The organism is Aeromonas sp. 1805 (assembly GCF_013085525.1).
Taxonomy (GTDB): domain Bacteria; phylum Pseudomonadota; class Gammaproteobacteria; order Enterobacterales; family Aeromonadaceae; genus Aeromonas; species Aeromonas hydrophila.
The window spans coordinates 1,662,501-1,687,920 of record NZ_CP038515.1; the positions used below are offsets into that span (position 1 = coordinate 1,662,501).

At 61.9% G+C, this 25,420-nt stretch carries 23 protein-coding genes and 2 rRNA genes (1 of these 25 running past the window's edge); 14 read left to right on the forward strand and 11 right to left on the reverse strand.

Features of this window, described 5'->3' with window-relative positions; all coding sequences use genetic code 11:
• Together E5E96_RS07880 and rrf are read left to right on the forward strand one after the other, a co-directional pair.
• Window positions 1–2,276 (forward strand): 23S ribosomal RNA (locus E5E96_RS07880) (it extends 613 nt beyond the left edge of the window).
• A gap of 108 nt (window positions 2,277–2,384) precedes the next feature.
• Window positions 2,385–2,499, forward strand: a 5S ribosomal RNA gene (gene rrf, locus E5E96_RS07885).
• A gap of 90 nt (window positions 2,500–2,589) precedes the next feature.
• Here the strand turns inward: rrf and E5E96_RS07890 are convergent.
• Both E5E96_RS07890 and E5E96_RS07895 read right to left on the reverse strand, forming a co-directional pair.
• Entirely contained in the window at window positions 2,590–5,166 is a 2,577-nt protein-coding gene (locus E5E96_RS07890) for a bifunctional acetate--CoA ligase family protein/GNAT family N-acetyltransferase (protein WP_171281882.1), read from the reverse strand.
• A 72-nt stretch (window positions 5,167–5,238) separates the two neighbouring features.
• Window positions 5,239–5,430 carry a hypothetical protein gene (locus E5E96_RS07895; protein WP_011704172.1) on the reverse strand — a complete coding sequence of 64 codons (192 nt, stop codon included), beginning with the start codon at window positions 5,428–5,430 and terminating at the stop codon, window positions 5,239–5,241.
• A 169-nt stretch (window positions 5,431–5,599) separates the two neighbouring features.
• Here E5E96_RS07895 and E5E96_RS07900 point away from each other — a divergent pair, with 169 nt between their 5' ends.
• Window positions 5,600–6,472 carry an ABC transporter substrate-binding protein gene (locus E5E96_RS07900; RefSeq protein WP_171281883.1) on the forward strand — a complete coding sequence of 291 codons (873 nt, stop codon included), beginning with the start codon at window positions 5,600–5,602 and terminating at the stop codon, window positions 6,470–6,472.
• Here the strand turns inward: E5E96_RS07900 and ilvY are convergent.
• Window positions 6,461–7,354, reverse strand: coding sequence for an HTH-type transcriptional activator IlvY (gene ilvY / locus E5E96_RS07905; protein WP_016349000.1), 894 nt, complete (start codon window positions 7,352–7,354; stop codon window positions 6,461–6,463). The two genes, E5E96_RS07900 and ilvY, sit on opposite strands and share 12 nt — an antisense overlap.
• Before the next feature lie 216 nt (window positions 7,355–7,570).
• Between ilvY and ilvC the strand changes: the two genes are divergently transcribed.
• Window positions 7,571–9,052, forward strand: coding sequence for a ketol-acid reductoisomerase (gene ilvC / locus E5E96_RS07910; RefSeq protein ID WP_171281884.1), 1,482 nt, complete (start codon window positions 7,571–7,573; stop codon window positions 9,050–9,052).
• Between the two features lie 148 nt (window positions 9,053–9,200).
• Here ilvC and pgi read toward each other — a convergent pair whose 3' ends face one another.
• Entirely contained in the window at window positions 9,201–10,859 is a 1,659-nt protein-coding gene (gene pgi / locus E5E96_RS07915) for a glucose-6-phosphate isomerase (RefSeq protein ID WP_171281885.1), read from the reverse strand.
• A gap of 416 nt (window positions 10,860–11,275) precedes the next feature.
• Between pgi and E5E96_RS07920 the strand changes: the two genes are divergently transcribed.
• Complete coding sequence (locus E5E96_RS07920) at window positions 11,276–11,464, forward strand: holin (RefSeq protein WP_005323764.1); 189 nt, start codon at window positions 11,276–11,278, stop codon at window positions 11,462–11,464.
• 124 nt (window positions 11,465–11,588) lie between these two features.
• Here the strand turns inward: E5E96_RS07920 and E5E96_RS07925 are convergent, their stop codons facing one another.
• From E5E96_RS07925 to coaBC, 4 genes are all read right to left on the reverse strand, one after another.
• Complete coding sequence (locus tag E5E96_RS07925) at window positions 11,589–12,425, reverse strand: mechanosensitive ion channel domain-containing protein (protein WP_011704177.1); 837 nt, start codon at window positions 12,423–12,425, stop codon at window positions 11,589–11,591.
• 186 nt (window positions 12,426–12,611) lie between these two features.
• Window positions 12,612–13,208 (reverse strand): nucleoid occlusion factor SlmA, encoded by a 597-nt coding sequence (gene slmA / locus E5E96_RS07930; protein ID WP_044798840.1) that lies wholly within the window; start codon window positions 13,206–13,208, stop codon window positions 12,612–12,614.
• A 68-nt stretch (window positions 13,209–13,276) separates the two neighbouring features.
• Window positions 13,277–13,735 (reverse strand): dUTP diphosphatase, encoded by a 459-nt coding sequence (dut, locus tag E5E96_RS07935; protein WP_017411128.1) that lies wholly within the window; start codon window positions 13,733–13,735, stop codon window positions 13,277–13,279.
• Between the two features lie 40 nt (window positions 13,736–13,775).
• The gene (gene coaBC / locus E5E96_RS07940) at window positions 13,776–14,978 is read right to left on the reverse strand and encodes a bifunctional phosphopantothenoylcysteine decarboxylase/phosphopantothenate--cysteine ligase CoaBC (protein ID WP_171281886.1); all 1,203 of its coding nucleotides are present in this window, start codon (window positions 14,976–14,978) and stop codon (window positions 13,776–13,778) included.
• Between the two features lie 147 nt (window positions 14,979–15,125).
• Here coaBC and radC point away from each other — a divergent pair, with 147 nt between their 5' ends.
• From radC to E5E96_RS07970, 6 genes are all read left to right on the forward strand, one after another.
• Complete coding sequence (gene radC, locus E5E96_RS07945; protein WP_011704181.1) at window positions 15,126–15,800, forward strand: DNA repair protein RadC; 675 nt, start codon at window positions 15,126–15,128, stop codon at window positions 15,798–15,800.
• A 136-nt stretch (window positions 15,801–15,936) separates the two neighbouring features.
• Window positions 15,937–16,173 (forward strand): 50S ribosomal protein L28, encoded by a 237-nt coding sequence (rpmB, locus tag E5E96_RS07950; RefSeq protein ID WP_005307492.1) that lies wholly within the window; start codon window positions 15,937–15,939, stop codon window positions 16,171–16,173.
• Window positions 16,174–16,184: 11 nt separating this feature from the next.
• A complete protein-coding gene (gene rpmG, locus E5E96_RS07955; RefSeq protein WP_005307500.1) occupies window positions 16,185–16,352 on the forward strand; it encodes a 50S ribosomal protein L33 in 168 nt (55 codons plus the stop codon).
• A gap of 93 nt (window positions 16,353–16,445) precedes the next feature.
• The gene (locus E5E96_RS07960; RefSeq protein WP_043126411.1) at window positions 16,446–16,901 is read left to right on the forward strand and encodes a hypothetical protein; all 456 of its coding nucleotides are present in this window, start codon (window positions 16,446–16,448) and stop codon (window positions 16,899–16,901) included.
• Window positions 16,902–16,930: 29 nt separating this feature from the next.
• Window positions 16,931–17,743 (forward strand): bifunctional DNA-formamidopyrimidine glycosylase/DNA-(apurinic or apyrimidinic site) lyase, encoded by an 813-nt coding sequence (gene mutM, locus E5E96_RS07965; RefSeq protein ID WP_017411132.1) that lies wholly within the window; start codon window positions 16,931–16,933, stop codon window positions 17,741–17,743.
• Between the two features lie 178 nt (window positions 17,744–17,921).
• On the forward strand, window positions 17,922–18,803 hold the full coding sequence (locus E5E96_RS07970; protein WP_017411133.1) for a VirK/YbjX family protein: 882 nt from the start codon (window positions 17,922–17,924) through the stop codon (window positions 18,801–18,803).
• Between the two features lie 54 nt (window positions 18,804–18,857).
• On the opposite strand, the gene coaD is transcribed toward E5E96_RS07970, so the two are convergent.
• Complete coding sequence (gene coaD / locus E5E96_RS07975; RefSeq protein WP_171281887.1) at window positions 18,858–19,340, reverse strand: pantetheine-phosphate adenylyltransferase; 483 nt, start codon at window positions 19,338–19,340, stop codon at window positions 18,858–18,860.
• A 223-nt stretch (window positions 19,341–19,563) separates the two neighbouring features.
• Here coaD and E5E96_RS07980 point away from each other — a divergent pair, with 223 nt between their 5' ends.
• The gene (locus E5E96_RS07980) at window positions 19,564–20,607 is read left to right on the forward strand and encodes a glycosyltransferase family 9 protein (protein WP_171281888.1); all 1,044 of its coding nucleotides are present in this window, start codon (window positions 19,564–19,566) and stop codon (window positions 20,605–20,607) included.
• Window positions 20,608–20,676: 69 nt separating this feature from the next.
• Here E5E96_RS07980 and E5E96_RS07985 read toward each other — a convergent pair whose 3' ends face one another.
• Entirely contained in the window at window positions 20,677–21,465 is a 789-nt protein-coding gene (locus E5E96_RS07985; protein ID WP_171281889.1) for a glycosyltransferase family 2 protein, read from the reverse strand.
• A 241-nt stretch (window positions 21,466–21,706) separates the two neighbouring features.
• On the opposite strand from E5E96_RS07985, the gene waaF reads away from it, so the two are divergent.
• Complete coding sequence (gene waaF / locus E5E96_RS07990; RefSeq protein ID WP_016349010.1) at window positions 21,707–22,822, forward strand: lipopolysaccharide heptosyltransferase II; 1,116 nt, start codon at window positions 21,707–21,709, stop codon at window positions 22,820–22,822.
• A gap of 1 nt (window position 22,823) precedes the next feature.
• Window positions 22,824–24,089: a lipid IV(A) 3-deoxy-D-manno-octulosonic acid transferase gene (waaA, locus tag E5E96_RS07995; protein ID WP_171281890.1), complete on the forward strand. Its 1,266-nt coding sequence runs from the start codon at window positions 22,824–22,826 to the stop codon at window positions 24,087–24,089.
• Window positions 24,090–24,156: 67 nt separating this feature from the next.
• Here the strand turns inward: waaA and E5E96_RS08000 are convergent, their stop codons facing one another.
• Window positions 24,157–25,413 carry a PTS ascorbate transporter subunit IIC gene (locus tag E5E96_RS08000; RefSeq protein ID WP_011704190.1) on the reverse strand — a complete coding sequence of 419 codons (1,257 nt, stop codon included), beginning with the start codon at window positions 25,411–25,413 and terminating at the stop codon, window positions 24,157–24,159.
• Window positions 25,414–25,420: the final 7 nt, after the last annotated feature.

Sequence of the window (25,420 nt, forward strand, 5' to 3'; positions counted from 1 at the left end):
GTAGGGAAACCGAGTCTTAACTGGGCGTCTAGTTGCAAGGTGTAGACCCGAAACCGGGTGATCTAGCCATGGGCAGGTTGAAGGTTGAGTAACATCAACTGGAGGACCGAACCCACTAACGTTGCAAAGTTAGGGGATGACCTGTGGCTGGGGGTGAAAGGCCAATCAAACTCGGAGATAGCTGGTTCTCCCCGAAAGCTATTTAGGTAGCGCCTCGGACGAATACTACTGGGGGTAGAGCACTGTTTGGGCTAGGGGGTCATCCCGACTTACCAACCCCATGCAAACTCCGAATACCAGTAAGTAATATCCGGGAGACACACGGCGGGTGCTAACGTCCGTCGTGAAGAGGGAAACAACCCAGACCGCCGGCTAAGGTCCCAAAGTTCTGGTTAAGTGGGAAACGATGTGGGAAGGCTCAGACAGCTAGGATGTTGGCTTAGAAGCAGCCATCATTTAAAGAAAGCGTAATAGCTCACTAGTCGAGTCGGCCTGCGCGGAAGATGTAACGGGGCTCAAACCAGGCACCGAAGCCGCGGATTCACACTAAGTGTGAGTGGTAGGGGAGCGTTCTGTAAGTCTGCGAAGGTGTGTCGAGAGGCATGCTGGAGATATCAGAAGTGCGAATGCTGACGTAAGTAACGATAAAGGGGGTGAAAAGCCTCCTCGCCGGAAGACCAAGGGTTCCTGTCCAACGTTAATCGGGGCAGGGTGAGTCGACCCCTAAGGCGAGGCCGAAAGGCGTAGTCGATGGGAAGCAGGTTAATATTCCTGCACGACTTGTAATTGCGATGGGGGGACGGAGAAGGCTAGGTGGGCCAGGCGACGGTTGTCCTGGTGAAAGTGCGTAGGTGGTGTTTCTAGGCAAATCCGGAGACACAACACTGAGACACGAGACGAACGCACTACGGTGCGGAAGCCATTGATGCCCTGCTTCCAGGAAAAGCCTCTAAGCTTCAGATTACAAGTCATCGTACCCCAAACCGACACAGGTGGTCGGGTAGAGAATACCAAGGCGCTTGAGAGAACTCGGGTGAAGGAACTAGGCAAAATAGAACCGTAACTTCGGGAGAAGGTTCGCTCTTGACAGTGAAGTCCCTTGCGGATGGAGCAGTTGGGAGTCGCAGTGACCAGATGGCTGGGACTGTTTATCAAAAACACAGCACTCTGCAAACACGAAAGTGGACGTATAGGGTGTGACACCTGCCCGGTGCCGGAAGGTTAATTGATGGGGTTAGCGCAAGCGAAGCTCTTGATCGAAGCCCCGGTAAACGGCGGCCGTAACTATAACGGTCCTAAGGTAGCGAAATTCCTTGTCGGGTAAGTTCCGACCTGCACGAATGGTGTAACCATGGCCATGCTGTCTCCACCCGAGACTCAGTGAAATCGAATTCGCCGTGAAGATGCGGTGTACCCGCGGCTAGACGGAAAGACCCCGTGAACCTTTACTACAGCTTGGCACTGAACATTGAACCTACATGTGTAGGATAGGTGGGAGGCTTTGAAGGCGTGACGCCAGTTGCGCTGGAGCCGTCCTTGAAATACCACCCTTGTATGTTTGATGTTCTAACGCAGGCCCATGAATCTGGGTCGCGGACAGTGCCTGGTGGGTAGTTTGACTGGGGCGGTCTCCTCCCAAAGAGTAACGGAGGAGCACGAAGGTTGGCTAATCCTGGTCGGACATCAGGAGGTTAGTGCAATGGCATAAGCCAGCTTAACTGCGAGACGGACAGGTCGAGCAGGTACGAAAGTAGGTCATAGTGATCCGGTGGTTCTGAATGGAAGGGCCATCGCTCAACGGATAAAAGGTACTCCGGGGATAACAGGCTGATACCGCCCAAGAGTTCATATCGACGGCGGTGTTTGGCACCTCGATGTCGGCTCATCACATCCTGGGGCTGAAGTCGGTCCCAAGGGTATGGCTGTTCGCCATTTAAAGTGGTACGCGAGCTGGGTTCAGAACGTCGTGAGACAGTTCGGTCCCTATCTGCCGTGGGCGTTGGATGATTGAAGGGAGTTGCTCCTAGTACGAGAGGACCGGAGTGAACGAACCTCTGGTGTTCGGGTTGTCACGCCAGTGGCACTGCCCGGTAGCTAAGTTCGGAATCGATAACCGCTGAAAGCATCTAAGCGGGAAGCGAGCCCTGAGATGAGTCATCCCTGACCCCTTGAGGGTCCTAAAGGGCCGTTGGAGACCACAACGTTGATAGGTGGGGTGTGTAAGCGCGGCGACGTGTTGAGCTAACCCATACTAATTACCCGTGAGGCTTAACCATACAACACCCAAGAAGTGTTCTGGACCTTGTAGCGAATGAACGAACTACTTATTCAGTGATAATGACCAGGTCGTTATTCACGTCAGCTTTCTCAGATTGAAGAATTTGCCTGGCGGCCATAGCGCCGTGGAACCACCTGAACCCATGCCGAACTCAGAAGTGAAACGCGGTAGCGCCGATGGTAGTGTGGCATTCGCCATGCGAGAGTAGGACACTGCCAGGCACCCAACACGAAAAACCCCGCTCATCTGAGCGGGGTTTTTTATTTTCCAAAATCGGCGATTTATGGTCATAAACTGCTGATTTCTCTGCTTTATGCTTGCTCCTGACTGGCGCAGGGCAGTTCCATGTTGACCACCCCATCTTCCAGCTGGATATCGATCTTGAAGCCAAGCCGTTTGGCCAGGTTGATCATGCCGCGGTTGCTGGGCATGGTCATGCCCGACAGCTGGCCAATGCCACGCTCTCTGGCATAGCGCACTATCTTCTCCATCATCAGCTTGCCAAGTCCCAGCCCTTTCAGGTCGGAGCGCACCAGGATGGCAAACTCCGCATCGGACTGATCCGGGTTGGAAATGGCTCGCACCACCCCCAGAATTTGCTGACTGAAGGCCCCATCCTGCCCCACGGCGACAAACGCCATCTCCCGGTCGTAATCGATCTGGGTCATGCGGGCCAGCTCTTCATGTCCCAGCTCCCCCACGTCGGCGAAGAAGCGCTTGTACCTGTCTTCATCCGATACCTTGAGCACAAACTGCTTGTGAGCCGGTTCATCCTCCGGCCGGATCGGGCGGAGCAGCACATGGCTCTGATCCTTGAGCCAGGCCCCCTCTTCCAGTTCGGTGGGATAGGGGCGGATTGCCAGTCTGCAGCGGCCTTCTTCAGCAGGTTGCAGAGTCAGGCTGGCATCCAGTACCACCATTTCGGCGCCGCAGGCCTGCAGTGGGTGCAGATCCAGCTGCTGGATCTCGGGGAAGGCGAGCAGCAACTCCGACAATTGGCACAGCACCTGGCCGAGGGCATCGATATCGAGTCGCTCCGGGCTGGCCTGCTCGCGGATCTTGCGGCTCTTGAGTGCCCCGATGATCTGGTAGCGTGCCAGCGCCTGGTTCAGCGGCGGCAGGGCCGCCATCATCTCCTGCGGCTCAGCCCCTGACTCGCCGAGCAGGATAACGGGGCCGAATACGGGGTCTTGTTGCAGTCGGATCCGCAGTTCCAACCCGCCGCTGCGGCGCGCCATGCGCTGCACCAGCAGGCCTTCGATACGGGCGCCGGGATCGTGCTGCCTGACCCGATCCAGAATGGCATCCGCAGCCTGGGCGACTTCGGCCGAGGTACGCAGGTTGAGCATGACGCCGTGTACCGCCGACTTGTGGAGGATGTCTGGTGAACGCAGCTTGACTGCCACTGGATAGCCGATCTGCTCTGCGGTCAGGGTTGCCTCGATGGCATCGGAGACGATCCAGGTCGGCAGGGTGGAGAGCCCAGCGGCCTGCAGAATGGGGTGTGCCAGATGCGTGTCGAGGGTGAGCTGCTTGCGTTCCAGCGCCTGTCGGATCAACTGCTGGCACAGCTCGAGGTTGAGCCTGTCACCCTGCAGGGAGGCGGGGGTCTCCATCAGCTGCTTCTGGTTGCGCCGGTATTCCACCATGTGCATGAAGGCGGCGACCGCGCTCTCCGGGGTGCGGTAGGTGGGGAAGCCTGCCTCGCTGAACAGACGACGCCCCTCCTGGGCAGAGTATTCCCCTGCCCAGTTGGTGAGGATATTGAAGCGTCTGGCTCTGGGATGCTGTTTGACGTAGTCGATCAGACTGCGCGCCAGGGCGGCGCCACGGGCGGTGAGTGACGGGGCATGGATGAGCAGGATGACGTCAGCCTCATCCCCTTGCAGCAGGTCGTCGAGAGCCTGCTGATAGTCATTGATGTCGGCATCGCTGCCGATGTCGCGGGGCGGCATCGCCAGCTTGCCGCCCCGCTCCAGCAATTTGTCGATCGCCATGTTGGCCAAGCCACGGCCATTGGAGATGATGGCGAGCCGCTCTCCCTTGAGGGTCAGGGAGTGACTCAGGGTCTCGACGGCGGCAAATAGTTCGTGGGTATCCCGCACCCGCAGCATGCCGGCACGACGAATGGCGGCGTCATAGACGTTGTCGAGCCCGTTGTCCGGCTCATGGCGGCCGCTCTTGAGCACCAGGATGGGCTTGTTGCGGGCGGCGGCGCGGGCAGCCGAGAGAAAATGGCGGGCGTCCTGCAGCTTGTCCATGTAGAGCAGGATGGCGCGGGTCACGCTGTCGCGAGAGAGCTGATCCAGCAGCTGGCCGAAGTTGATGTCGCAGTGATCGCCAAGGGAGATGAAGGCCGAGAAGCCGAGTTCATGCTGCTTGGCCCAATCCAGGATGGTGGTGCTGACGGCGGCCGACTGGGAGAGAAAGGCAACCTGACCGGGCTTGGCGGCAATTGGCGAGAAACTGGCATTGATGCCCTGACCCGGCAGCAGCATCCCCATGCTGTTGGGGCCGAGCAGGCGGATGCCGTATTGCCGGCTGAGCTGTTGCAGTTGCTCCCGCTCCTGCGCAGTGAAGTCTGCCGCCAGTATGATGGCGGCGCCCGTTCCCCGCTTACCAAGCGCTTCGATGAGGGTCAGCACTCGTTCCCGCCGGGTACAGACGATGGCGAGATCCGGGGCCAGCGGCAGGCTGTCGATATCGGCATAGGCCAGCACACCGGCAATGGCCTTGCTGTGTGGGCTGACTGGCAGGATGGGGCCCTTGAACTGGCCGGCGAGCAGGTGTCTTATCACCACGTGACCCGCCTTCTGCGGGTCGGTCGAGGCACCGATGACGGCGATTGACTGGGGTTTGAAGAGCCGATCCAGGCCGCTTGGTTTCATGGGCACTCCCGTGGGTGGCGGATGGTGCCAGTGTAATACGCTTTCAGCGCCGGTTCTGTGACCGGTTGCGGATCACTGCCTGGTCAGGGCACTGGCTCGCAGGTAAAACTTCAGCTCACCCTGGATCTGGCGTACCGCTGCCAGGTGGCGCTCCTGCAGATAGATATCCTGCTCCTGATCAAGCTGTGTTTGTGGTACGCCCAGGCTCTGCAGGTACTCATCGAACAGCAGCGAGCTGTTGATTTCGATCAGATGAGGCATCATGGCGCGGCTCCTTGTTCCATTCAGGCTGAACATCCAGTCTAGTCGGTGAATCACTCCTCAGACTGACCATTGTCAGATTTGACACGAAGTGGCTCACACATCTGCGGCGTCCTGCATCAAGGGGGCCAGGCCTGAGGTTATAGTGAATGGACGGCGGGGGAGGTGTGCGATGAGCAGGATCTGGTTGTGTTGCATCATGTTGTTTGCCGGCAGCGTGCTGGCGGCAGAGGTGCCCATCAGGGCCTGGAACCTGCTGCTGGACCATCCCAATCCTGCGGTGGCCGGTCTGCTGCGACTCTCGCTCGATCTGACCGTGCCGGAATACGGTCCCTATCGGCTGATTGCCAGCCCGCCGATGGAGCAGGGACGGGCGGTCAAGGAGTTGCAAAGCGGCGAGATGGTGCAGATCGGGGTGTTTGCCCCCGACGAGGAGCGCGAACGTACCCTGCTGGCTATCCATGTTCCGCTGGCAAAAGGGCTGCTGGGCTGGCGGGTATGCCTCATCCGGCAGGGGGATGAGGGGCGGTTCGCCAACATACGATCGCTGGCCGACTGGCAGCAGGCCGGGCTTCGCATCGGCCAGCACAGATCCTGGCCTGATACCCGTCTGCTCAAGGAGAACGGCCTCAACGTGGTGGTTGGCAGCCTCTACGATGCCCTGTTCAACATGCTGCGCAAGCAGCGCTTCGACTGCTTCCTGCGTTCAGTCATCGAGATCGAGGAGGAGCTCAAGCAACACCCTGAGCTGGCCATCGAGCCGCACCTGGTGTTTCGCTATCCGCTGGCGCTGCTGTTCTTCGTCTCGCCCAAGTACCCGGAACTGGCCAAGCGCATCGAGCTGGGCCTGCAGCGAGCCCGTCAGTCCGGTGACTATGAGCGGGTATTCGAGGCGGGCTTTGGCAGCACCATCCGGCGGCTGCAGCTCGATCGGCGGGTGATGCTGGAGCTGAGCAATCCCGATCTGCCGGCCGGCAGCCGCGCCATGATGCAGGATCCCTCGCTCATCTATGCTCCGGCGCTGCCCGCCGTGTCAGCGCAGTGAGCCCTGGCCTCGGGCTGTATCCCAGAAGGCACGGATCAGCGGCTCTTCCAGCCGCTTCTTGAGCACGGCGATGCCGACATCGAACGGCTTGAGCGCCGGCTTGGGCTCGACGATGCGCACCTTTTCGCCCATGGGGCTGTGGTCGATCACCGCCGCCGGTACCAACCCCACTCCGAAGCCGAGCGCCACCATGGCGACAATCCCCTCGTTGCCCGCCACCTCCGCATAGATGTTGGGGGCGATCCCCTTGTTGCGCAGCCACTGATCGCAGCGTTTGCGGGCCAGCCCCTGCTCCGAGAGGATCAGTGGCAGCCGCTCCCAGTCTGGCTCTCCCTGGGAGAACCACTGGCTCTGCTGCGGTGCGGTGCGAGGGGCGATGAACACCAGCGGCACCTGCTGCAGGCTGGCAAACTCCAGCTTGGAGGAGAGGGCATCGGGGCGGGCGGCGATGGCAAGATCGGCCTCGTCGGCCAGGATCTTGTCCACCGCCAGCGCCGGGTCGCCGGTCTCCAGCTTGATCTCCAGCTGGGGATAGCGGCGGCGAAAGCGTTCCAGCACCTCGGGCAGCAGAAAGTAGCTGGCGGTGACCGAGCAGAACACCCGCAGCCGCCCCTGCAGCGGCTCATCGCTGCGTTTGAGCTCCTGCTTGAGCTGACGCCACTCCTGCAGCAGGGCGCCGCCGAATTCACGCAGCTTCTCGCCCGCCGGGGTGAGCCGCACCGAGCGGTTGTCCCGCTCGAACAGCACGCAGCCGGTCTCCTGCTCCAGCCGCTGGATGGCGCGGCTGAGGGTGGAGGGGCTGACCGCCATGGCATCGGCACTCTTGCCGAAGTGAAGGGAGTCGGCGAGGTGGAGAAACAGCTCGAGATTGCGAAGGTCCATCTTTCAGCTCCTGGTGCGGCATCTCTACCCGAGAGCCTGGGCGGCCGGCATCTGCCATCTGGCGCTAGATCCTGCCGGCAATGATGAAGGGTTAACGTTTCAATTATTGCAACGTACTGTTTCGAATATATCAGTTCAGGCAATAAGTGTCCCGCGCTATAGTGGTTTCGACAACGCCGCCATCCGGCATGGAATCAATCGAACGGAGCAATCACCATGGCTAACTATTTCAACACCTTGAACCTGCGTCAGCAGTTGGCCCAGCTGGGCAAGTGTCGTTTCATGCAGCGCGAAGAGTTCGCGGACGGCTGCAACGTGCTGAAGGGCAAGAAGGTGGTGATTGTGGGCTGTGGTGCCCAGGGTCTGAACCAGGGCCTGAACATGCGCGACTCCGGGCTGGATATCTCCTACGCCCTGCGCAAGGCCGCCATCACCGAGAAGCGTGCCTCCTGGCAGAAGGCCACCGACAACGGCTTCGCGGTCGGCACCTATGAAGAGCTGATCCCGACCGCCGATCTGGTGCTGAACCTGACCCCGGACAAGCAGCACTCCGACGTCATCAAAACCGTGATGCCGCTGATGAAGCAGGGCGCCGCGCTGGGCTACTCCCACGGTTTCAACGTGGTGGAAGAGGGTCAGCAGATCCGCTCCGACATCACGGTCGTGATGGTGGCGCCGAAGTGCCCGGGCACCGAAGTGCGTGAAGAGTACAAGCGCGGCTTCGGTGTGCCGACCCTGATCGCTGTTCACCCGGAGAACGACCCCAAGGGTGAAGGCATGGCCATCGCCAAGGCGTGGGCCTCTGCCACCGGTGGCGACCGTGCCGGCGTGCTGGAGTCCTCCTTCGTGGCGGAAGTGAAATCTGACCTGATGGGCGAGCAGACCATCCTCTGCGGCATGCTGCAGGCCGGTTCCCTGCTCTGCTACGACAAGCTGGTTGCCGAAGGGACCGACAAGGCCTATGCCGGCAAGTTGATCCAGTTCGGTTGGGAGACCATCACCGAAGCCCTGAAGCAGGGTGGCATCAGCCTGATGATGGACCGTTTGTCCAACCCGGCCAAGCTGCGTGCCTTCGAGCTCTCCGAGCAGCTCAAGACCCTGATGCGCCCGCTGTTCGAGAAGCACATGGATGACATCATTGCCGGTGAATTCTCCCGCGGCATGATGGCCGACTGGGCCGAAGACGATGCCAAGCTATTCGGCTGGCGCGAAGAGACCGGCAAGTCCGCCTTCGAAAACGCGCCGGCGTTTGCAGGCAAGATTGCCGAGCAGGAGTACTTCGACAATGGCGTGGTGATGGTGGCCATGGTCAAGGCGGGTGTCGAGCTGGCGTTCGAAACCATGGTGGCTTCCGGTATCTACGAGGAGTCTGCCTACTACGAATCCCTGCACGAGCTGCCGCTGATCGCCAACACCGTTGCTCGCAAGCGTCTGTACGAGATGAACGTGGTCATCTCCGACACCGCCGAGTACGGCAACTACCTGTTCGCCAACGCCGCCGTGCCCTTGCTGCGCGAGCACTTCATGCCGACCCTGAAAGCGGGCGACCTGGGGGCCAGCAAGGCGGAAGGGCAAAGCGTCGACAACCTGGCGCTGCTGGCGGCCAACGAAGCGACCCGCAACCACCCCATCGAAGCGATCGGTCAGGTACTGCGCGGTTACATGAAGGACATGAAACGCATCGCCGTCGGCGGTTAAGCCAGCATAGGGCTGGATGATGAAGGGGCGGGGATGACGATCCCCGTCGCCGGCCGGGCTGGACACCCGACTGGCCAGCCAGAAAATCCGGCCATAAAAAAGCCCCGCTCATCGAGCGGGGCTTTTGCATTCAGAAAGACCTGCTAAATCAGGCTTTCCACGCTTTCCACGCTTTCCAGGTGTTGATCAGACCGTTGGTGGAGCAGTCGTGGCTGGTGACAGCCGCATCGGTATTGAGCTCCGGCAGGATCTTGTTGGCCAGCTGTTTGCCCAGCTCCACGCCCCACTGGTCGAAGCTGAAGATGTTCCAGATTGCGCCCTGTACGAAGATCTTGTGCTCATACATGGCGATCAGGGCACCCAGGGTTTTCGGGGTCAGGCTCTTGAACAGGATGGAGTTGGTCGGGCGGTTGCCTTCGAACACCTTGAACGGCACCAGATCCTTGACCTGCTCCAGGGTTTTGCCAGCCGCCAGGAACTCGGCTTCGACCTGTTCCTTGCTCTTGCCGAAGGCCAGCGCCTCGGTCTGGGCGAAGAAGTTGGCCAGCAGTTTCGGGTGGTGGTCGCCGATCGGGTTGTGGCTGATGGCCGGTGCCAGGAAGTCACAGGGGATCAGCTTGGTGCCCTGGTGGATCAGCTGGTAGAAGGCGTGCTGGCCGTTGGTGCCCGGCTCGCCCCAGATGATGGGGCCGGTCTGGTAGTCAACCGGCTTGCCGTTGCGATCCACGTACTTTCCGTTGGACTCCATGTTGCCCTGCTGGAAGTAGGCAGGGAAGCGGTGCATGTACTGATCGTACGGCAGGATGGCTTCGGATTCGGCACCGTAGAAGTTGTTGTACCACAGACCGATCAGCGCCAGCAGCACCGGCACGTTCTGCTCATAGGAGGCAGTGGCGAAGTGCATGTCCATCTCGAAGGCGCCTTGCAGCAGGGCTTCGAAGTTTTCGAAACCGACGGAGAGGGCGATGGGCATGCCGATGGCAGACCAGGAGGAGTAGCGACCGCCAACCCAGTCCCAGAACTCGAACATATTGTTGGTGTCGATGCCGAACTCGGCCACGGCCTTGCCGTTGGTGGAGAGCGCAGCGAAGTGCTTGGCAACGTGGGCCTTGTCACCGGCGATCTTGATGAACCAGTCGCGGGCGGTCAGGGCGTTGGTCATGGTCTCCTGAGTGGTGAAGGTCTTGGAGGCCACCAGGAACAGGGTGGTTTCCGGATCGATCTTCTTCAGGGTCTCGGCGATATGGGTACCATCGACGTTGGAGACGAAGTGCATCTGCAGGTGGTTTTTGTAGGGGCGCAGTGCCTCGGTGATCATCACCGGGCCGAGATCGGAGCCACCGATACCGATGTTGACCACGTGCTGGATCGCCTTGCCGGTGTAGCCTTTCCACTCACCTGAGATGATCTTCTCGCAGAAGCCTTTCATCTTGGCCAGCACGGCGTTCACTTCCGGCATCACATCCTTGCCGTCGCTCTCGATGGGGCGGTCGGAGCGGTTGCGCAGGGCCACGTGCAGCACCGAACGGCCTTCGGTCATGTTGATCTTGTCGCCGTTGAACATAGCGTCGATCGCGCTGCGAAGATCGGTCTCTTTGGCCAGATCAACCAGCAACTTGAGGGTTTCTTCGGTGATCAGGTTCTTCGAGTAATCGACCAGGATGTCGCCGCCGAAGGTGAGGGAGAATTTGTCGAAACGCTGGGGATCCTGGGCAAACAGATCCTTGAGCCGGGTCTCTTTGTTCGCTGCAAAGTGGGCTTCCAGTGCCTGCCAGGCCTGGGTCTGGGTTGGATTGATGTTTTTCATAGGATTATCAGTCTTCCAAGTTGTGTATGAACCTTGCAGGCAAGGCTCCCGCCAAACCTTATTATTCGAGCATTATACCGGGCCAGCTGCGCCGCCCGTGTAACAGAGCTTTACCAATTGTCTGCCATCGACCGAGTTTACAACCAAAACGCTGCGATTATGAGTCACTGATGGCAGCCGGATCTTGCGTTTGCGCATACTTGGTCGGGCTTGCCGCCGTTGAAAGGGCTTTCAGGGCGAGAGCCTGCTGCGAGTGGGGTGGCAGTTTGGCCTGGCCGCCAAAAGAGTATTCGACTGACGCCTTTTCGCTCATTTCATGCGCAGGCGCAAGTTGTTGGTACTGGAGGCTGGCTAGCATATGAGCGAATGGACGAGATCTCCCAGGGATGGCCACTGTCTGGAATGAGGAGATCGCTATGAAAGCTGTGTTGTCCCTGTTTGCTCTGAGCCTGATCGCCACCGGCCTCATCGGCCTGCTGACCATGGTACTGACCAGTGCGGCGCCGACCTTGCCGTTACGGGTGCTGGCGGTGATCGGTGCCGTGCTGGGTGGTTATGTGCTGGTGCAACCGCTGCTCAACCGGGTGGCTCGTCGGCTGGTGTGAGTCGACGCCCCAGCATGCTGAACACAAAGTCCGGCCCAGGGTGGCCGGATTTTTTATGCCCGTCAGGGGGCAGGAAACGACAATGCCAGCCCGGAGGCTGGCATTGTGTCATTCAGGAAAAGGTTCAGGCCTGCGGCTTTTGCATGTGCATGACCATCTGCGGGAAGGGGATCTCGATGCCTTCCGCATCGAAGGTGAGCTTCACCTTCTCGTGGAAGTCGAACCAGACTCCCCAGTAGTCGCCGGTCTTGACCCAGGGGCGCACCACGATATTGACCGAGGAGTCGGCCAGCGCGGCGACGGCGATGGTGGCGGCCGGTTCCTTGAGGATGCGCGGCTCTTCGCTGACCAGCCGCTCCAGGATCTGCTTGGCCTTGCGCAGATCGGAGCCATAGCCGATGCCGAAGGTCATGTCGACGCGGCGGGTATCCATGCGCGAGTAGTTGACGATGGTGCCGTTGAGGATGGCGGAGTTGGGCACTACCACCATCTTGTTGTCACCGGAGGTGAGGGTGGTGGTGAACAGCTGAACGGATTGCACCACGCCATTGGTGCCTGCCACCTCGATGAACTCACCAGCCTTGATGGGGCGGAAGATGATGAGCAGGAAGCCGGCGGCGAAGTTGGAGAGCGAGCCCTGCAGCGCCAGACCGATGGCCAGACCGGCGGCACCGATAATGGCGACGAAGGAGGCGGTCTGCACCCCGACCCGGCCCAGCGCAGCGATCACCACGAATACCAGGATGGCGTACTTGAGGATGCTGCCGACGAAGTGGGTGACAGTGGTGTCCAGCTTGCGGGCCTGCATCACCTTGACCACGGCGCTGCTGATGAGGTTGGCGGCGATATAGCCGACCAGCAGGGTGATCAGGGCGGCCGCGATGTTGACGGCGTACTCGATCAGCAGGCCCTGGTTGTTGACCAGCCAGGTCTGCGCTTCGGTGATGATTTCGGGTTCCATAGGGTGTCCTGTCAGGCGATAAAAGGTTTATGACGCATGAATCTAACACTGGAATGCGACAATCCGGGTCGCATCTGGTGCTCATCGTCCCTTTTGTGCCACAAAAAACAAGGGAGGCCAAGGCCTCCCTCTTTACTGCAACCCGTCTGGAGCGGCGTGGCCGCTACTGATTGCAAATTGGGCTGGTCAGCTCTGCAGCAGCTGGCTGCGGATAAACTGCCACTGATCTTCAAAGCCGGCGGTGGGCTTGAGCTTGAACTCGGAGCGGACGAACTGACTGATGCGTCCCTCGGTATAGGCCAGCAGCAGGTTGGCCAGCATGGTCTCGTCGAGCTGGAAGCCCTGGCCTTCACGCAGCCGCTTTTCCCGCAGTACCTGCTTGATCTGGGTCTCCAGCTTGTCGAACAGGACGCTGATGCGATCCCGCAGCCGGTCGTGCTCACCCAACAGGGCGTCGCCATTGAGGATGCGGGTGATGCCGGGGTTGCGCTCGGCGAACACCAGCAGCAGCTGCAGTATGTGGTGGCAGCGGGCCATGGTGTCCTTCTCTTCGGCCATGATCAGGTTGACCCGTGACAGCAGGGAATCCTCGATAAAGTCGATCAGCCCCTCGAACATTCGCGCCTTGCTGGGAAAATGTCGATAGAGCGCGGCCTCGGATACCCCCACCTCGGCCGCCAGACGGGCCGTGGTGATGCGCTGGCCAGGGCTGGTTTCCAGCATGTGGGCGAGCGCCTGCAGGATCTGATCGCGCCGACTCTGTTTCTGATTACTGCTTGCCATGGATTCCCCTAAAAAAACAATGGCCTGATTCTGTTATTAGGCACCGCCGCACGGGCAGGTGTGGTCTGTTATTGGCGACCAGAAGAACCAAAACCGCCTTCACCCCGTTCGCTCTGATTGAACTCATCGACCAGTTGGAAGCTGGCCTGAACGACCGGCATGATCACCAGCTGGGCGATGCGCTCACCGGGCTGCATGGTGAAGCTGTCATTGCCACGGTTCCACACCGAGACCATCAGCTGGCCCTGGTAGTCGGAATCGATGAGGCCGACCAGGTTGCCCAGCACGATGCCGTGCTTATGGCCGAGGCCGGAGCGGGGCAGGATGGTGGCACACAGGCCCGGATCCTGAATGTGGATGGCCAGCCCGGTCGGTACCAGGGTGGTATCACCCGGGGCCAGGGTCAGCGGGGCATCCAGCAGGGCGCGCAGATCCATGCCGGCGGAACCCGGTGTGGCATAGGCGGGCAGCGGGTAATCGGTGCCGATGCGGGCATCCAGAATCTTCAGTTCAATTTGTGTTGTCATAAATCGTTTTTAATGGAGTGGAGGTGGTCGATTGACTGGCTCAGTGCCGGTAGCGGTCTGCAATCAGGGCGATGAGATGACGAGCCAGCGTCAGCTTATCGGCCAGTGGCAGGGGTGCTTGACCCCCTTGCCAGAACACGGTCAGGGCGTTGTCATCGGCGTTGAAGCCCTGGCCCGCACGAGATACGTCGTTGGCGGCGATCATGTCCAGCCGCTTACGCTGCAGTTTGTCGAGGGCGTATTGTTCCACATCCACGGTTTCTGCGGCAAATCCGACGGTGAAGGGCTTGTCTGACAAGGCCCCCACGGCGGCGATGATGTCGGGGTTCTTGACCAGGGTCAGCTGCATCTGGTCGTTGTCACCGGTCTTCTTGATCTTCTGGTTGGCCACCTGCGCGGGGCGGTAGTCGGCGACGGCGGCGCAGCCGATGAAGAGGTCGCACTCGCCAACCCGGCTCATCACCGCCTGATGCATCTGCTCGGCGCTCTCCACGTCGACACGGGTGACGCCCGCCGGGGTGGCCAGTGCCACCGGGCCGCTCACCAGAGTGACCTCGGCGCCCGCTTCACGGGCGGCGCGGGCGATGGCGTAGCCCATCTTGCCGGAGCTGTGATTGCTGATGTAGCGCACCGGATCCAGCGCCTCGCGGGTCGGCCCGGCGGTGAGCAGCAGCCTGACCCCGGCCAGCAGCGGCTCGGCGGCGAGTTGCTGGCAGCAGTGCTCAACCAGCTCGAGGGGATCCAGCATCCGGCCCGGGCCCACGTCACCGCAGGCCTGGCTGCCGGAATCCGGCCCCCACAGCAGGATGCCGCGGCTGGCCAGAGTCTTGAGGTTGGCCTGGGTGGCGGCGTTGAGGTACATCTGCTGGTTCATGGCGGGCGCCAGTGCCACCGGTGCCGGGGTGGCCAGGCAGAGGGTGGTCAGCAGCTCGTCGGCCATGCCGGCGGCCATGCGGGCCATCAGGTTGGCGCTGGCGGGGGCGATCAGCACCAGATCGGCCCACTTGGCCAGCTCGATGTGGCCCATGCCCGCCTCGGCGGCGGGATCCAGCAGACTGTCGGCCACCGGGTGGCCGGAGACGGCCTGCAGCGTCAGCGGAGTGATGAACTCCTTGGCGGAACGGGTCATCACCACCCGTACTTCGGCCCCCTGATCTTTCAGGCGGCGTACCAGTTCGGCACTCTTGTAGGCGGCGATCCCGCCGCTGACACCCAACAGGATGCGTTTATCGGCCAATCTCATCTGCTGCTTCTCTTCCGGCTCACTCTGACTGGTCGGCTAAGATACCACAGGCAGCGGACGACGACAGAGGCTGACATGGGGGACTTGTGGTCGGGCTCCCGCGATTTTTTGCTATGTTTTCTCTCAATAGGCATGAGGGAGAGACAAATGAGCATCAAGGAGTGGCCGGAAGATGAACGCCCGCGTGAGAAGCTGTTGCGTCAGGGGCCTGGCGGCTTGTCCGACGCCGAGCTGCTGGCGATCTTCCTGCGCACCGGGGTCAGCGGCCTGAGTGCGGTCGATCTCTCCCGCCATCTGTTGCAGCAATTTGGTTCGCTGCGGGCGCTGCTTGGCGCCGAACAGCGGGCCTTTTGCGCGGCGCACGGTCTTGGGCCGGCCAAATATGCCCAGTTGCAGGCCGTGCTGGAGATGGGCAAGCGCCATCTGGCCGAGCAGTTGCAAAGAGGCGATCCGCTCACTTCGCCCCAGTTGACCCGGGACTATCTGCAGGCCCAGCTGCGGGATCGACCGCGGGAGGTGTTTGCCCTGCTGCTGCTCGACAACCAGCATCGAGTGATTCAATTCGTTGAACTTTTTTACGGCACCCTCGACTCGGCGAGCGTCTGGCCCAGAGAAATCGTGCAGATCGCACTCAAACATAATGCAGCCGCCGTGATTCTGGCGCATAATCACCCGTCCGGCGTCGCCGAGCCCAGTCGGGCCGACCGCCAGATCACGGATCGGATCACGGCCGCCTTGGCCCTGATCGATATCAGAGTGCTGGATCACTTGGTGATCGGTGACGGCATCACGGTTTCTTTCGCCGAGCGCGGTTGGTTATGACTGTGCTCTGGCGCCGTATTAGTTGATCTTTGATCACGGATGCTGTATAAAATGCCGCCTTCTGTTTGCCCCGCAATCGAAGGCCAGCGGGGCAGATATTTGCTCGAGCAATGAAGTAAGATTTGGAGAGACTGACATGTCTAGAGTATGCCAAGTAACCGGCAAGCGCCCGGCAGTTGGTAACAACCGTTCGCACGCTAACAACGCTACCAAGCGTCGTTTCCTGCCGAACCTGCACACTCACCGTTTTTGGGTTGAGAGTGAAAAACGCTTCGTAAGCCTGCGCGTATCCGCAAAAGGCATGCGTATCATCGACAAGCGTGGCGTTGAAGTGGTTCTGGCTGAACTGCGCGCCAGCGGTGTTAAGGTATAAGGAATTAGATCATGGCTAAAGGTATTCGCGAGAAAATTCGCCTGAACTCCAGCGCCGGTACTGGTCACTTCTATACCACTACCAAGAACAAGCGCACCATGCCCGAAAAAATGGAGATCAAAAAGTTTGATCCCGTTGTTCGTCAGCATGTGATCTACAAGGAAGGCAAAATCAAGTAATTACTTGATGCTGCATTCCCAAAAACCCGGCCTAGTGCCGGGTTTTTTTATGGCCGAAATTCAGTACACTGCCGGTTCTAAGGGAGGCTTGCCATGTTCAAACTGAGCCGCAAAGGCTGGAACAACGTGATCATCGTGGTGGTGCTGATCGTGATCACCCTGTTGCACCGGCTGGAGCTGGCCCAGCAGGAGAATAGCGCCAAGCGAGCGCGTCCGCTGCTGCCCGACAGCGCCGTGGTGCTTACCTGGCAGGGGCCTAGCTGGCAGATCGAACGGATCGGGCAGGGCTGGCGCAGCGGGCCGGATCTGGGGCTCAGCAGTGCCCAGCTGGCGGCGCACATCGAGGCCTGGCAGGGCTGGTTGCTGCCGCCCGGCGAATCCGTGCGCGGCAACCCGGTTACCCTCAAGATCTGGGTCGCCGGCCAGAGCGATCCCATCGAGGTGGGCCTCTATCAGGACAGCGGCAAATTTGCCGCCCTGCTGCCCCCCTCGACCTGGCTCAGCCTGAGCCAGGAGCAGTACCGCAGTCTGCTGCGTCCCGCTCCCTAACCCTTTTTCAGCGTCAGCACGAGGATCCCATGCCTGAATTACCGGAAGTCGAAGTCAGCCGCCAGGGCATCTCGCCCTGGCTTACCGGCATCAAGGTCACCCGAGTGGTGGTGCGGGACGGCCGTCTGCGCTGGCCGGTGCCGGGGGAAATCCAGGAGCTGGTGGATCTCACCATCCACCGGGTCAGTCGCCGCGCCAAGTACCTGTTGCTGGAGACCGACTTTGGCACCGCCATCCTCCATCTGGGCATGTCGGGCAGCCTGCGGGTGCTGGACATCGGCACCCCGGCCGAGAAGCACGATCACGTGGATATCGAGCTGGCCAACGGCAAGTTGCTGCGGCTCAACGATCCGCGCCGCTTCGGCGCACTGCTGTGGACCCGCGAGCCGGCCGAGGCGCACGCGCTGCTGGCCAAGCTGGGGCCGGAGCCGCTCACCGACGCGTTCAACGCCGATTACCTGCGTGAGCGTGCCAAGGGGCGCAGCACCGCCATCAAGACCTTCCTGATGGACAACCATGTGGTGGTCGGGGTGGGCAACATCTACGCCAACGAGGCGCTCTACGCCGCCGGCATTCACCCCAAGCGCGCGGCGGGCAACATCAGCGCCGAGCGGCTGGGCACCCTGGTGGCCGAGATCAAGCGGGTGCTGGCCGAGGCGATTCGGCAGGGCGGCACCACCCTCAAGGATTTCACCAGCGCAGACGGCAAGCCGGGCTATTTCGTGCAGCAACTGCAGGTGTACGGGCGGGGCGGCCAGCCCTGTTTTCACTGCCACACCCTGCTCAGTGAAATCCGGCTGGGGCAGCGTACCACTGTGTTCTGTTCCCACTGCCAGCGTTGAATCGCGGTTTTTTTGGCCTGAAATGGCCAAGTTGTAAGAGAGTATTTCCAGTCTGTTGAAGATTTGCTCGCCTGTTACTACTATCTCGACCGTTCAGGCGGTTTGAGAAAATAAAATGACAGCTAAATCAATAGACTGGGACCATTTGTCCCGGCAGGGGCACTATTGTGCCCAAAAAATGGCCCGCTTCCTCTATCCCGATGACAGCGCCCGCAAAACCTTCAATCGCGCCAAGTTCGTGCTGCGCAGTTTGCTCTATCGGCAGCAGCTGAGCCGGGTGTTCGAGCTGTTTCAGGCCGAACCGCTCAAGGCCCTGCCTGCCCACTATCCCGAGCTGCTCGACAAGCCGATGCGGCCCTATCGCTTTGCCGGCTCCACCGCGACCGAGCGGGCCGAGATGCTGGAAAACCACTACCGGCTGATGCTGGCCCGCTACCCGGATCTGATCGACCCGCTCTATCTGGGGGATGGCATCGAGCTCGGCCGTTATCCCGAGAGTGGCTGCCGCATCGTGCTGCGCCACGACGGTACCTTCCGCCGCGAGGCGGAGCTCGCCCTCTCCATCGTCGACCCGCAGGGCAAGCGGCTCTACAGCTGCGCCTTCTCGCTGGCCGGCACCCCCAACCGGCTGGCAGTGGTGATCGGTTCGGTACAGGGGCCGGAGCCCTGCATCGAACAGGCGCAGGACAAGGTGCGTGCGCTGACCAAGGAGGGCCACGGTCTGCGGCCCAAGTCGCTGGTGGTGATGCTGGTGATGCAGCTGGCCGAGGCGATGCAGGCCGAGCATATCTCGGCGGTGCGGATGAAGGCCCACATCTATCAGGCCCGCCGTTACAGCAAGAAGAAGAAAGCCTGTCTGCAGGCGGATTATGACGAGCTGTGGCAGGAGTTTGGCGCCATCGATCTGGACAGCAACTTCGTGCGGCTGCAGCCCGCTCAGCGCAAGCCGCTGGAGGAGATCGCCTCCAAGAAGCGGGCCATGTACCGGCGCCGTTACGAGTGGCTCGATCAGCTGACCCTGGCGAGTCAGCAACTGCTGGGCCCACGTCTGGCGGGCTGAGCCGCACAGGCCCCCAGCAGCAAACAGGCTACCCTCGGGTAGCCTGTTTCGTTGTTACTTGGTCTGTTTGGCCTTGATGGCGGCGGCCACGGTGGGGTCGACGAACTGGCGGATATCGCCGCCGTGCAGGGCGACCTCCTTCACCAGGGTGGAAGAGATGAAAGAGTTCTCCTCGGCCGGGGTGAGGAACACGCTCTCCAGCTCCGGCATCAGGCGGCGGTTCATGTTGGCGAGCTGGAATTCGTACTCGAAGTCGGAGACGGCGCGCAGACCGCGGATCAGCACGTTGGCCTGCTGCTCCCTGGCGAAGTCCACCAGCAGGCCGGAGAAACCGACCACCTTGACGTTGGGCAGGTGGGCGGTCACCTGGCGAGCCAGCTGCACCCGCTCGTCCAGGTCGAACAGCGGCCGCTTGCTCGGGCTGTTGGCCACCCCGACCACCACTTCATCAAACAGTTTGGCGGCCCGGCCGATGAGGTCGGTGTGGCCGTTGGTGACGGGATCGAAGGTGCCGGGATAGATTACCTTGTTGGTCATGCTGCTGATTCCTGCAACCGGGAAATTTGGTCGCATTATAGGGTCTGTTGGGGGATTGGCGCGACCGCCTTGGGGCGAGTTTTGGCGCCCCAAGGCCGGCTTTGCCGATCCAAATCGGGGTCACCGGGTCTCTTCGCTTGAGAATAGCGATACATCAGGCAAGAATACCCGCACCGCGCATCAAGCCTCCTTGCATTGGTGACAGGGAGCAAAGGGATTTTTTATGAAACGTATTCTGGTAGTCCGCAATGACAAGATTGGTGACTTCATGCTGGCCTGGCCGAGCTTTGCCATGCTCAAGCGCTCCATGGAGTGTCATGTGACTGCCCTGGTTCCTGCCTACACGGCGCCGTTGGCCCGCCTCTGCCCCTGGATTGACGAGATCATCCTGGATCCGGGCTCACGGGCCGACAAGGAACAGCAACGCGCCTTGCAGGCGCGCATCAAGGCTGCCGTCTTCGATGCCTCCATCTGCCTCTTCTCCAACTCCCGCAACGCCATGCTGGTGTGGAAGGCGCACATTCCCTACCGGTTGGCGCCGGCCACCAAGCTGGCCCAGGTGCTCTACAACCAGCGCCTGATCCAGCGCCGCTCCCGTTCACAGAAGCCGGAGTACGAATACAACCTGGATCTGGTGCGCCGTTTCCTTGCCGACCAGCAGGTGAGCGCGGTGGAGCCGCAGGGCCCCTACCTCAGCTTCGATGCGAAGAGCCTGCAACAGGTGCGCGAGCAGGTCGCCGCCCGCCTGCGGCTCGATGCCGGTCGCCCCTGGCTGATGGTGCATGCCGGCAGCGGTGGCTCGGCCAACAACCTCTCCATCGAGCAGTACGCCCGCCTCATCATCAAGCTCAATCAGGCCTGTCCCGAGTTGCAGTGCATCCTGACCGCGGGGCCGGGGGAGGAGAAGATCGCCGAACAGCTGGCGGCCGAGCTGCTGGCCCACGGCGGCAACGGCTGGATCTACCGCTCCGACGAGGGGCTGCCCAAGTTCTGCCAGGTGATGGCCAACGCCGCCCTGTTCGTGGCGGGCAGCACCGGGCCGCTGCACATCGCCGCGGCGCTGGATGTGCCCACCATCGGCTTCTTCCCGGCGCACCGCTCTGCCACCCCGCTGCGCTGGCGTCCGCTCAACAGCGAAGGGCGCCATCTGGCGTTCAGCCCGCCGGAAGACAGCGATCACCCGGAAGACATGAGTCAGCTCGATCCCAAGACCATGGCGGCGGCGATCGCTCGCTGGGCGCCGCCGTTCTGGCGCACTGAACACTGATACCAGATGATGTAAATGCAGACAGGGCCCTTGAAGGGCCCTGTCTCGTATGAGGGGAAGTGCTGCGGCTTACTTGTCCGCCTGATCCGGTGCCTGCGGCTGCTGGCGGATCCAGAGGTCGGCGTACTTCACGAAGGTGGAGTGGGCCGACAGGATGGCCAGCAAGAGCCCCTGCTTGCCATCGAGGAAGCCAGCCTTGAGCAGGTACATCTTGAGGAAGCAGCCCACTGCGTGTACCAGCCCTTGGCCGAGGGAGCCCTTCTTGCCGCGGGCGGTGCGCTGATCGGCCCAGGCGCGGGCATAGCCGGCGGACTTGACCAGGTAGTGCTCCAGATCCCGATAGGTGAAGTGGAGCAGGTCGCCGTGCAGGTTGACGATCTTCATGTTGGCGCGCACCTCTACCTTCTCGTGCACCAGCACCTCGTTGTAGCTGGTGAGCGCCTTGGGATAGAGGCGCAGCACCCGGTCCGGATACCAGCCGCTGTGGCGGATGAAGCGGCCGAACACCCAGGAGAGGCGCGGGATTGAGTAGATGGTGTCGCTGGCCGGATTGGCCATGACGGCGGCGATGGCGGCTTTCAGCTCGGGGGTGAGCCGCTCGTCCGCATCCAGCCACAGCACCCAGTCGGATTGCACGTGGGACTGGGCGAGGCGGCGCTGACGGCCAAAGCCCGGCCACACCGGGTTGACGAAGAAGCGGGCGCCGAATTCGGCGGCGATGGCCGGGGTCTCGTCCTGGCTGCCGGAGTCCATGATGACGATCTCGTCGACCAGTCCGTCGAGGGAGGCGAGGCAGGGGCGCAGGTTTTCGGCTTCATTCTTGACGATAAGGACAGCCGCCAGAGTCGGTTTGTTCACGGATTAAAGGCTCTTGTTGGCGCCCGGCTGGCGGGCCATGCTCAAATTGGCGCCCATTCTAGCCTAAAACGGCAGGCGGGGCATGGTTCCGGCGGTCGGGGCTGCGTTAGCTTCAAATGGGATGCTTTTCGGCATGAGAGCGGGTGGTGCGGGGATCTTCTGTTATTTCTCGGGCCATTCTTGGGGCATAATCTCGGCCAGCAACGATTAACCGCAGGGCTTGGCCCAAGAGACGCGCGAGATGAAGATATTGGTGATCGGCCCCTCCTGGGTCGGCGACATGGTGATGTCCCAGAGCCTCTATAAGGCGATCAAGGCCAATCACCCCGACAGCGAGCTGCACGTGATGGCGCCCGCCTGGTGTGGTGCCCTGCTGGAGCGGATGCCGGAGGTGGACAAAGCCATTCCGATGCCGCTCGGCCACGGCGACTTCAAGCTGGGGGCCCGCCGCCGGCTCGGCAAGCAGCTGGCGGCCGAGAAGTACGATCAGGCCATCATCCAGCCCAACTCCATGAAGTCGGCGCTGATCCCCTGGTTTGCCCGTATCCCGGTGCGCACCGGCTGGAAAGGGGAGCACCGCTTCGGTCTGCTCAACGACATGCGCAGCAACAAGTCCGCCTTTCCGCTGATGGTGGAAGCCTACCTGGCGCTGGCCTATCCCAAGGCGCAGATGAAGAGCCGGGCCGACATCCCGACCATTCCCCAGCCGGCCCTCAACGTCGATCTCATCAACCAGGAGAAGGCGCTGGAGCGGCTCGGGCTGGATCGCGCCCGCCCGGTGCTGGTGCTCTGCCCGGGGGCCGAGTTCGGCCCGGCCAAGCGCTGGCCGGAGGGCCACTACGCCGTGGTGGCACAAAAACACCTGGACGAGGGCTGGCAGGTGTGGATCTTCGGCTCCGCCAAGGACGCGGCGGTGGCCAACACCATCCGCGACCGGATCAACCCGCTGTCGCGCCCCAACTGCCACGTGCTGGCGGGCAAGACCAATCTGTACGAGGCGATCGACCTGATGGCGCTGGCCGGGCGGGTGATTGCCAACGACTCCGGCCTGATGCACGTCGCCGCCGCTCTCAACCGGCCGCTGATCGGGGTCTATGGCTCCACCTCGCCGCTCTACACCCCGCCGCTGGCGGACCGGGTCGAGATCGTCCACACCGACATCGAGTGCCGCCCCTGCTTCAAGCGTACCTGCAAGTTCGGCCACCTCAAGTGCCTGATCGAGCTGATGCCGGAGCAGGTCATCGAGGCTGGCCGCCGGCTGGAGTGCAGTGAAACGCCGGCCCCGCCGCTGGCGCTGCCGCCCGGCGAACCGCCCCGTTTCGTCGCCGAGCCTGGCAAGCGCGGGGAGCCGCACTAGCATGGGCTATCGGCTGCTCTACAACCTGCTGATCCACCTGGGGTTGCCGCTGGCATTGCTGGCGCTCTACAAGCCGAAGAAGGGCAAGCCCGGCTTTGGCAAGCGCTGGGCCGAGCACCTGGGGCGAACACCCGCCACCGGGCAGGAGGCGCCACTCTGGATCCATGCGGTGAGTGTGGGGGAGACGCTGGCCATCAGCCCTTTCATCCGCGCCCTCAAGGCCGAGCGGCCCGATCTGCCGATCCTGCTCACCACCACCACCCGCACCGGCGCCGAGCAGGCTGCCAGGCTGGGGGATCTGGTGGAGCACCGCTACGCACCGCTCGACTATCCCTGGGCGGTGGCGGTGTTTCTCAATGCCGTCAAACCGCGCGTGCTCTGGGTAATGGAAACCGAGTTGTGGCCGAACTGGCTGGCCGCCTGCGAGGCGCGCCACCTGCCGGTAACCATCATCAATGCCCGTCTCTCGGAGCGATCCTGCCGGCGTTATGGCCGCTTTCAGGGGGCGTTCGATGCCCTCAGCCGGCCGCTGACCCACCTGCTCTGCCAGCACCAGGACGACGCGGATCGCTTCCATCGGCTGGGGCTGGGGCGCGAGCGGCTGGCGGTGACCGGCTCCATCAAGTTCGACATCCAGCTCGATGAGCAGGTGCAGGCCAGGGGCCGTGCCCTGCGCCAGTTGCTGGGGACGGATCGGCCGGTCTGGATCGCCGCCAGCACCCATCAGGGGGAAGACGAGCAGGTGCTGGCCGCCTTCGACCGGGTGCTCGCGGCGCAGCCGTCGGCCCTGTTGATCCTGGTACCGCGCCACCCCGAGCGGTTCGAGCGGGTGGCGGCGCTGTGTGCCCCCTACGGCTGCGTGCGGCGTACGGCGGGCGGTGCGGTCGGCGAGTGTGACAAGATCTACCTGGGCGATACCATGGGCGAGTTGCCGCTGATGCTGGCAGCGGCCGACGTGGCCTTCGTCGGCGGCAGCCTGGTCAAGGTGGGCGGCCACAACCTGCTGGAGCCGGCAGCGCTCGGCAAACCCTGCCTGAGCGGCCCCGCCTACTTCAACTTCAGCGACATCACCCGTCAGCTGGTGGCCCAGGGTGGCGCCGCCGTGGTGGCCGATGCCGCCGAGCTGGGGGAACAGGTGAGCGCACTGCTGGCCGACGAGAGCCGGCGCCGGGAGATGGGCGAGCAGGCCCGCGCCGTGGTGCTGCGCAATCAGGGGGCGCTGGCGCGCACCCTTTCTCACTGCCTCGCCAGCCTGGAGAACGACTGAAAGTCGGGCAGACGGACATAAAAAACGGAGCGCATGGCGCTCCGTTTCTGTTTTGGCTGGGGCTGGCTCAGCGCACGATCAGACCGAGCAGGATCCCTACCACGCCGAAGTCGGCATCGCTGAAGGTGGTGTTGGCAAAGCCGAGATCCCCCAGCACCGGCAGCAGGAACACCGGCAGGAAGGTGATCAGCAGGCCGTTGGCGAAGGCCCCCAGCAGGGCACCACGGCGACCCCCGGTGGCGTTGCCGAACACCCCGGCTGCCGCGCCGACGAAGAAGTGTGGCACGACGCCCGGAATGATGACGGTGAGCCCCAGCAGGTAGAGCAGCACCATGCCCACCAGACCGGCGGCAAAGCTCGACAGGAAGCCGATCAGCACCGCATTGGGGGCGTAGGGGAAGACGATGGGGCAGTCCAGCGCCGGCTTGGCGTTGGGCACCAGCTTGTCGGAGATCCCCTTGAAGGCTGGCACGATTTCGGCGATGACCATCCGTACCCCCTGCAGGATCACGTAGACCCCGGCGGCGAAGGTGATGGACTGCATCAGGGAGAACATGAACCAGTGCTTGCCCTTGGCGACGCTGGCGACGAACTCGGGGCCGGCGAAGGCGGAGGTGATGAGGAAGATGATGCCCATGGTGAAGGAGATGGCCACCGGGGTATCGCGCAGGAACAGCAGGCTCTTGGGCACCTGCACCTCTTCGCTGCTGTGGGCCTTGTTGCCGAACTTGGCGCCGATCCAGCCGGCCAGCACGTAGGAGCAGGTGGAGAAGTGGCCGAGTGCCACGTCATCGGAGCCGGTGATCTGCTTCATGTAGGGGTGGGCGAGGGCCGGGAACAGCACCATGGTCACGCCGACCACCAGGCTGCCCACCGCGATGAGCGGGATGCCGCTCATGCCGCCGGCGGAGAGGATGGCCGCCACCATCATCGACATGAACAGGGTGTGGTGACCGGTCAGGAAGATGAATTTCCACGGGGTGAGCCGGGCGATCAGGATGTTCACCAGCATGGCGAAGAACATGATCATCGCCATCTCCTTGCCGAACGACTGTTGGGCGATGGAGACGATGGCCTCGTTGTTGGGTACCACCCCCTTGATGCCGAAGGCGTGCTGGAAGATGGTGGCGAAGTCGCCCAGCGAGTTCACCACCAGGGTGGCGCCGGCCCCCAGGATGACGAAGCCCATGATGGTCTTGACCGTGCCCTTGATGCACTCGGTCACCGGTTTCTTCTGGGCGATCAGGCCGATGAGGGCTATCAGGCCAACCAGCACGGCCGGCTCCGACAGCACGTCAAACATCAGAAAATTGAAAAATTCCATGGTCAGC

Excerpts from the sequence above, each read along its gene's own strand:
- ilvY (WP_016349000.1), bottom strand. The coding sequence starts at position 7,354 with ATGGACCTTCGCAATCTCGAGCTGTTTCTCCACCTCGCCGACTCCCTT.
- E5E96_RS07890 (WP_171281882.1), bottom strand. The coding sequence starts at position 5,166 with ATGAAACCAAGCGGCCTGGATCGGCTCTTCAAACCCCAGTCAATCGCC.
- mutM (WP_017411132.1), top strand. The coding sequence starts at position 16,931 with ATGCCTGAATTACCGGAAGTCGAAGTCAGCCGCCAGGGCATCTCGCCC.
- E5E96_RS08000 (WP_011704190.1), bottom strand. The coding sequence starts at position 25,413 with ATGGAATTTTTCAATTTTCTGATGTTTGACGTGCTGTCGGAGCCGGCC.
- rpmG (WP_005307500.1), top strand. The coding sequence starts at position 16,185 with ATGGCTAAAGGTATTCGCGAGAAAATTCGCCTGAACTCCAGCGCCGGT.
- E5E96_RS07920 (WP_005323764.1), top strand. The coding sequence starts at position 11,276 with ATGAAAGCTGTGTTGTCCCTGTTTGCTCTGAGCCTGATCGCCACCGGC.
- E5E96_RS07960 (WP_043126411.1), top strand. The coding sequence starts at position 16,446 with ATGTTCAAACTGAGCCGCAAAGGCTGGAACAACGTGATCATCGTGGTG.
- pgi (WP_171281885.1), bottom strand. The coding sequence starts at position 10,859 with ATGAAAAACATCAATCCAACCCAGACCCAGGCCTGGCAGGCACTGGAA.
- ilvC (WP_171281884.1), top strand. The coding sequence starts at position 7,571 with ATGGCTAACTATTTCAACACCTTGAACCTGCGTCAGCAGTTGGCCCAG.
- E5E96_RS07970 (WP_017411133.1), top strand. The coding sequence starts at position 17,922 with ATGGCCCGCTTCCTCTATCCCGATGACAGCGCCCGCAAAACCTTCAAT.
- E5E96_RS07925 (WP_011704177.1), bottom strand. The coding sequence starts at position 12,425 with ATGGAACCCGAAATCATCACCGAAGCGCAGACCTGGCTGGTCAACAAC.
- E5E96_RS07895 (WP_011704172.1), bottom strand. The coding sequence starts at position 5,430 with ATGATGCCTCATCTGATCGAAATCAACAGCTCGCTGCTGTTCGATGAG.
- coaBC (WP_171281886.1), bottom strand. The coding sequence starts at position 14,978 with ATGAGATTGGCCGATAAACGCATCCTGTTGGGTGTCAGCGGCGGGATC.
- coaD (WP_171281887.1), bottom strand. The coding sequence starts at position 19,340 with ATGACCAACAAGGTAATCTATCCCGGCACCTTCGATCCCGTCACCAAC.
- waaA (WP_171281890.1), top strand. The coding sequence starts at position 22,824 with ATGGGCTATCGGCTGCTCTACAACCTGCTGATCCACCTGGGGTTGCCG.
- waaF (WP_016349010.1), top strand. The coding sequence starts at position 21,707 with ATGAAGATATTGGTGATCGGCCCCTCCTGGGTCGGCGACATGGTGATG.
- rpmB (WP_005307492.1), top strand. The coding sequence starts at position 15,937 with ATGTCTAGAGTATGCCAAGTAACCGGCAAGCGCCCGGCAGTTGGTAAC.
- slmA (WP_044798840.1), bottom strand. The coding sequence starts at position 13,208 with ATGGCAAGCAGTAATCAGAAACAGAGTCGGCGCGATCAGATCCTGCAG.
- E5E96_RS07980 (WP_171281888.1), top strand. The coding sequence starts at position 19,564 with ATGAAACGTATTCTGGTAGTCCGCAATGACAAGATTGGTGACTTCATG.
- E5E96_RS07900 (WP_171281883.1), top strand. The coding sequence starts at position 5,600 with ATGAGCAGGATCTGGTTGTGTTGCATCATGTTGTTTGCCGGCAGCGTG.
- radC (WP_011704181.1), top strand. The coding sequence starts at position 15,126 with ATGAGCATCAAGGAGTGGCCGGAAGATGAACGCCCGCGTGAGAAGCTG.
- dut (WP_017411128.1), bottom strand. The coding sequence starts at position 13,735 with ATGACAACACAAATTGAACTGAAGATTCTGGATGCCCGCATCGGCACC.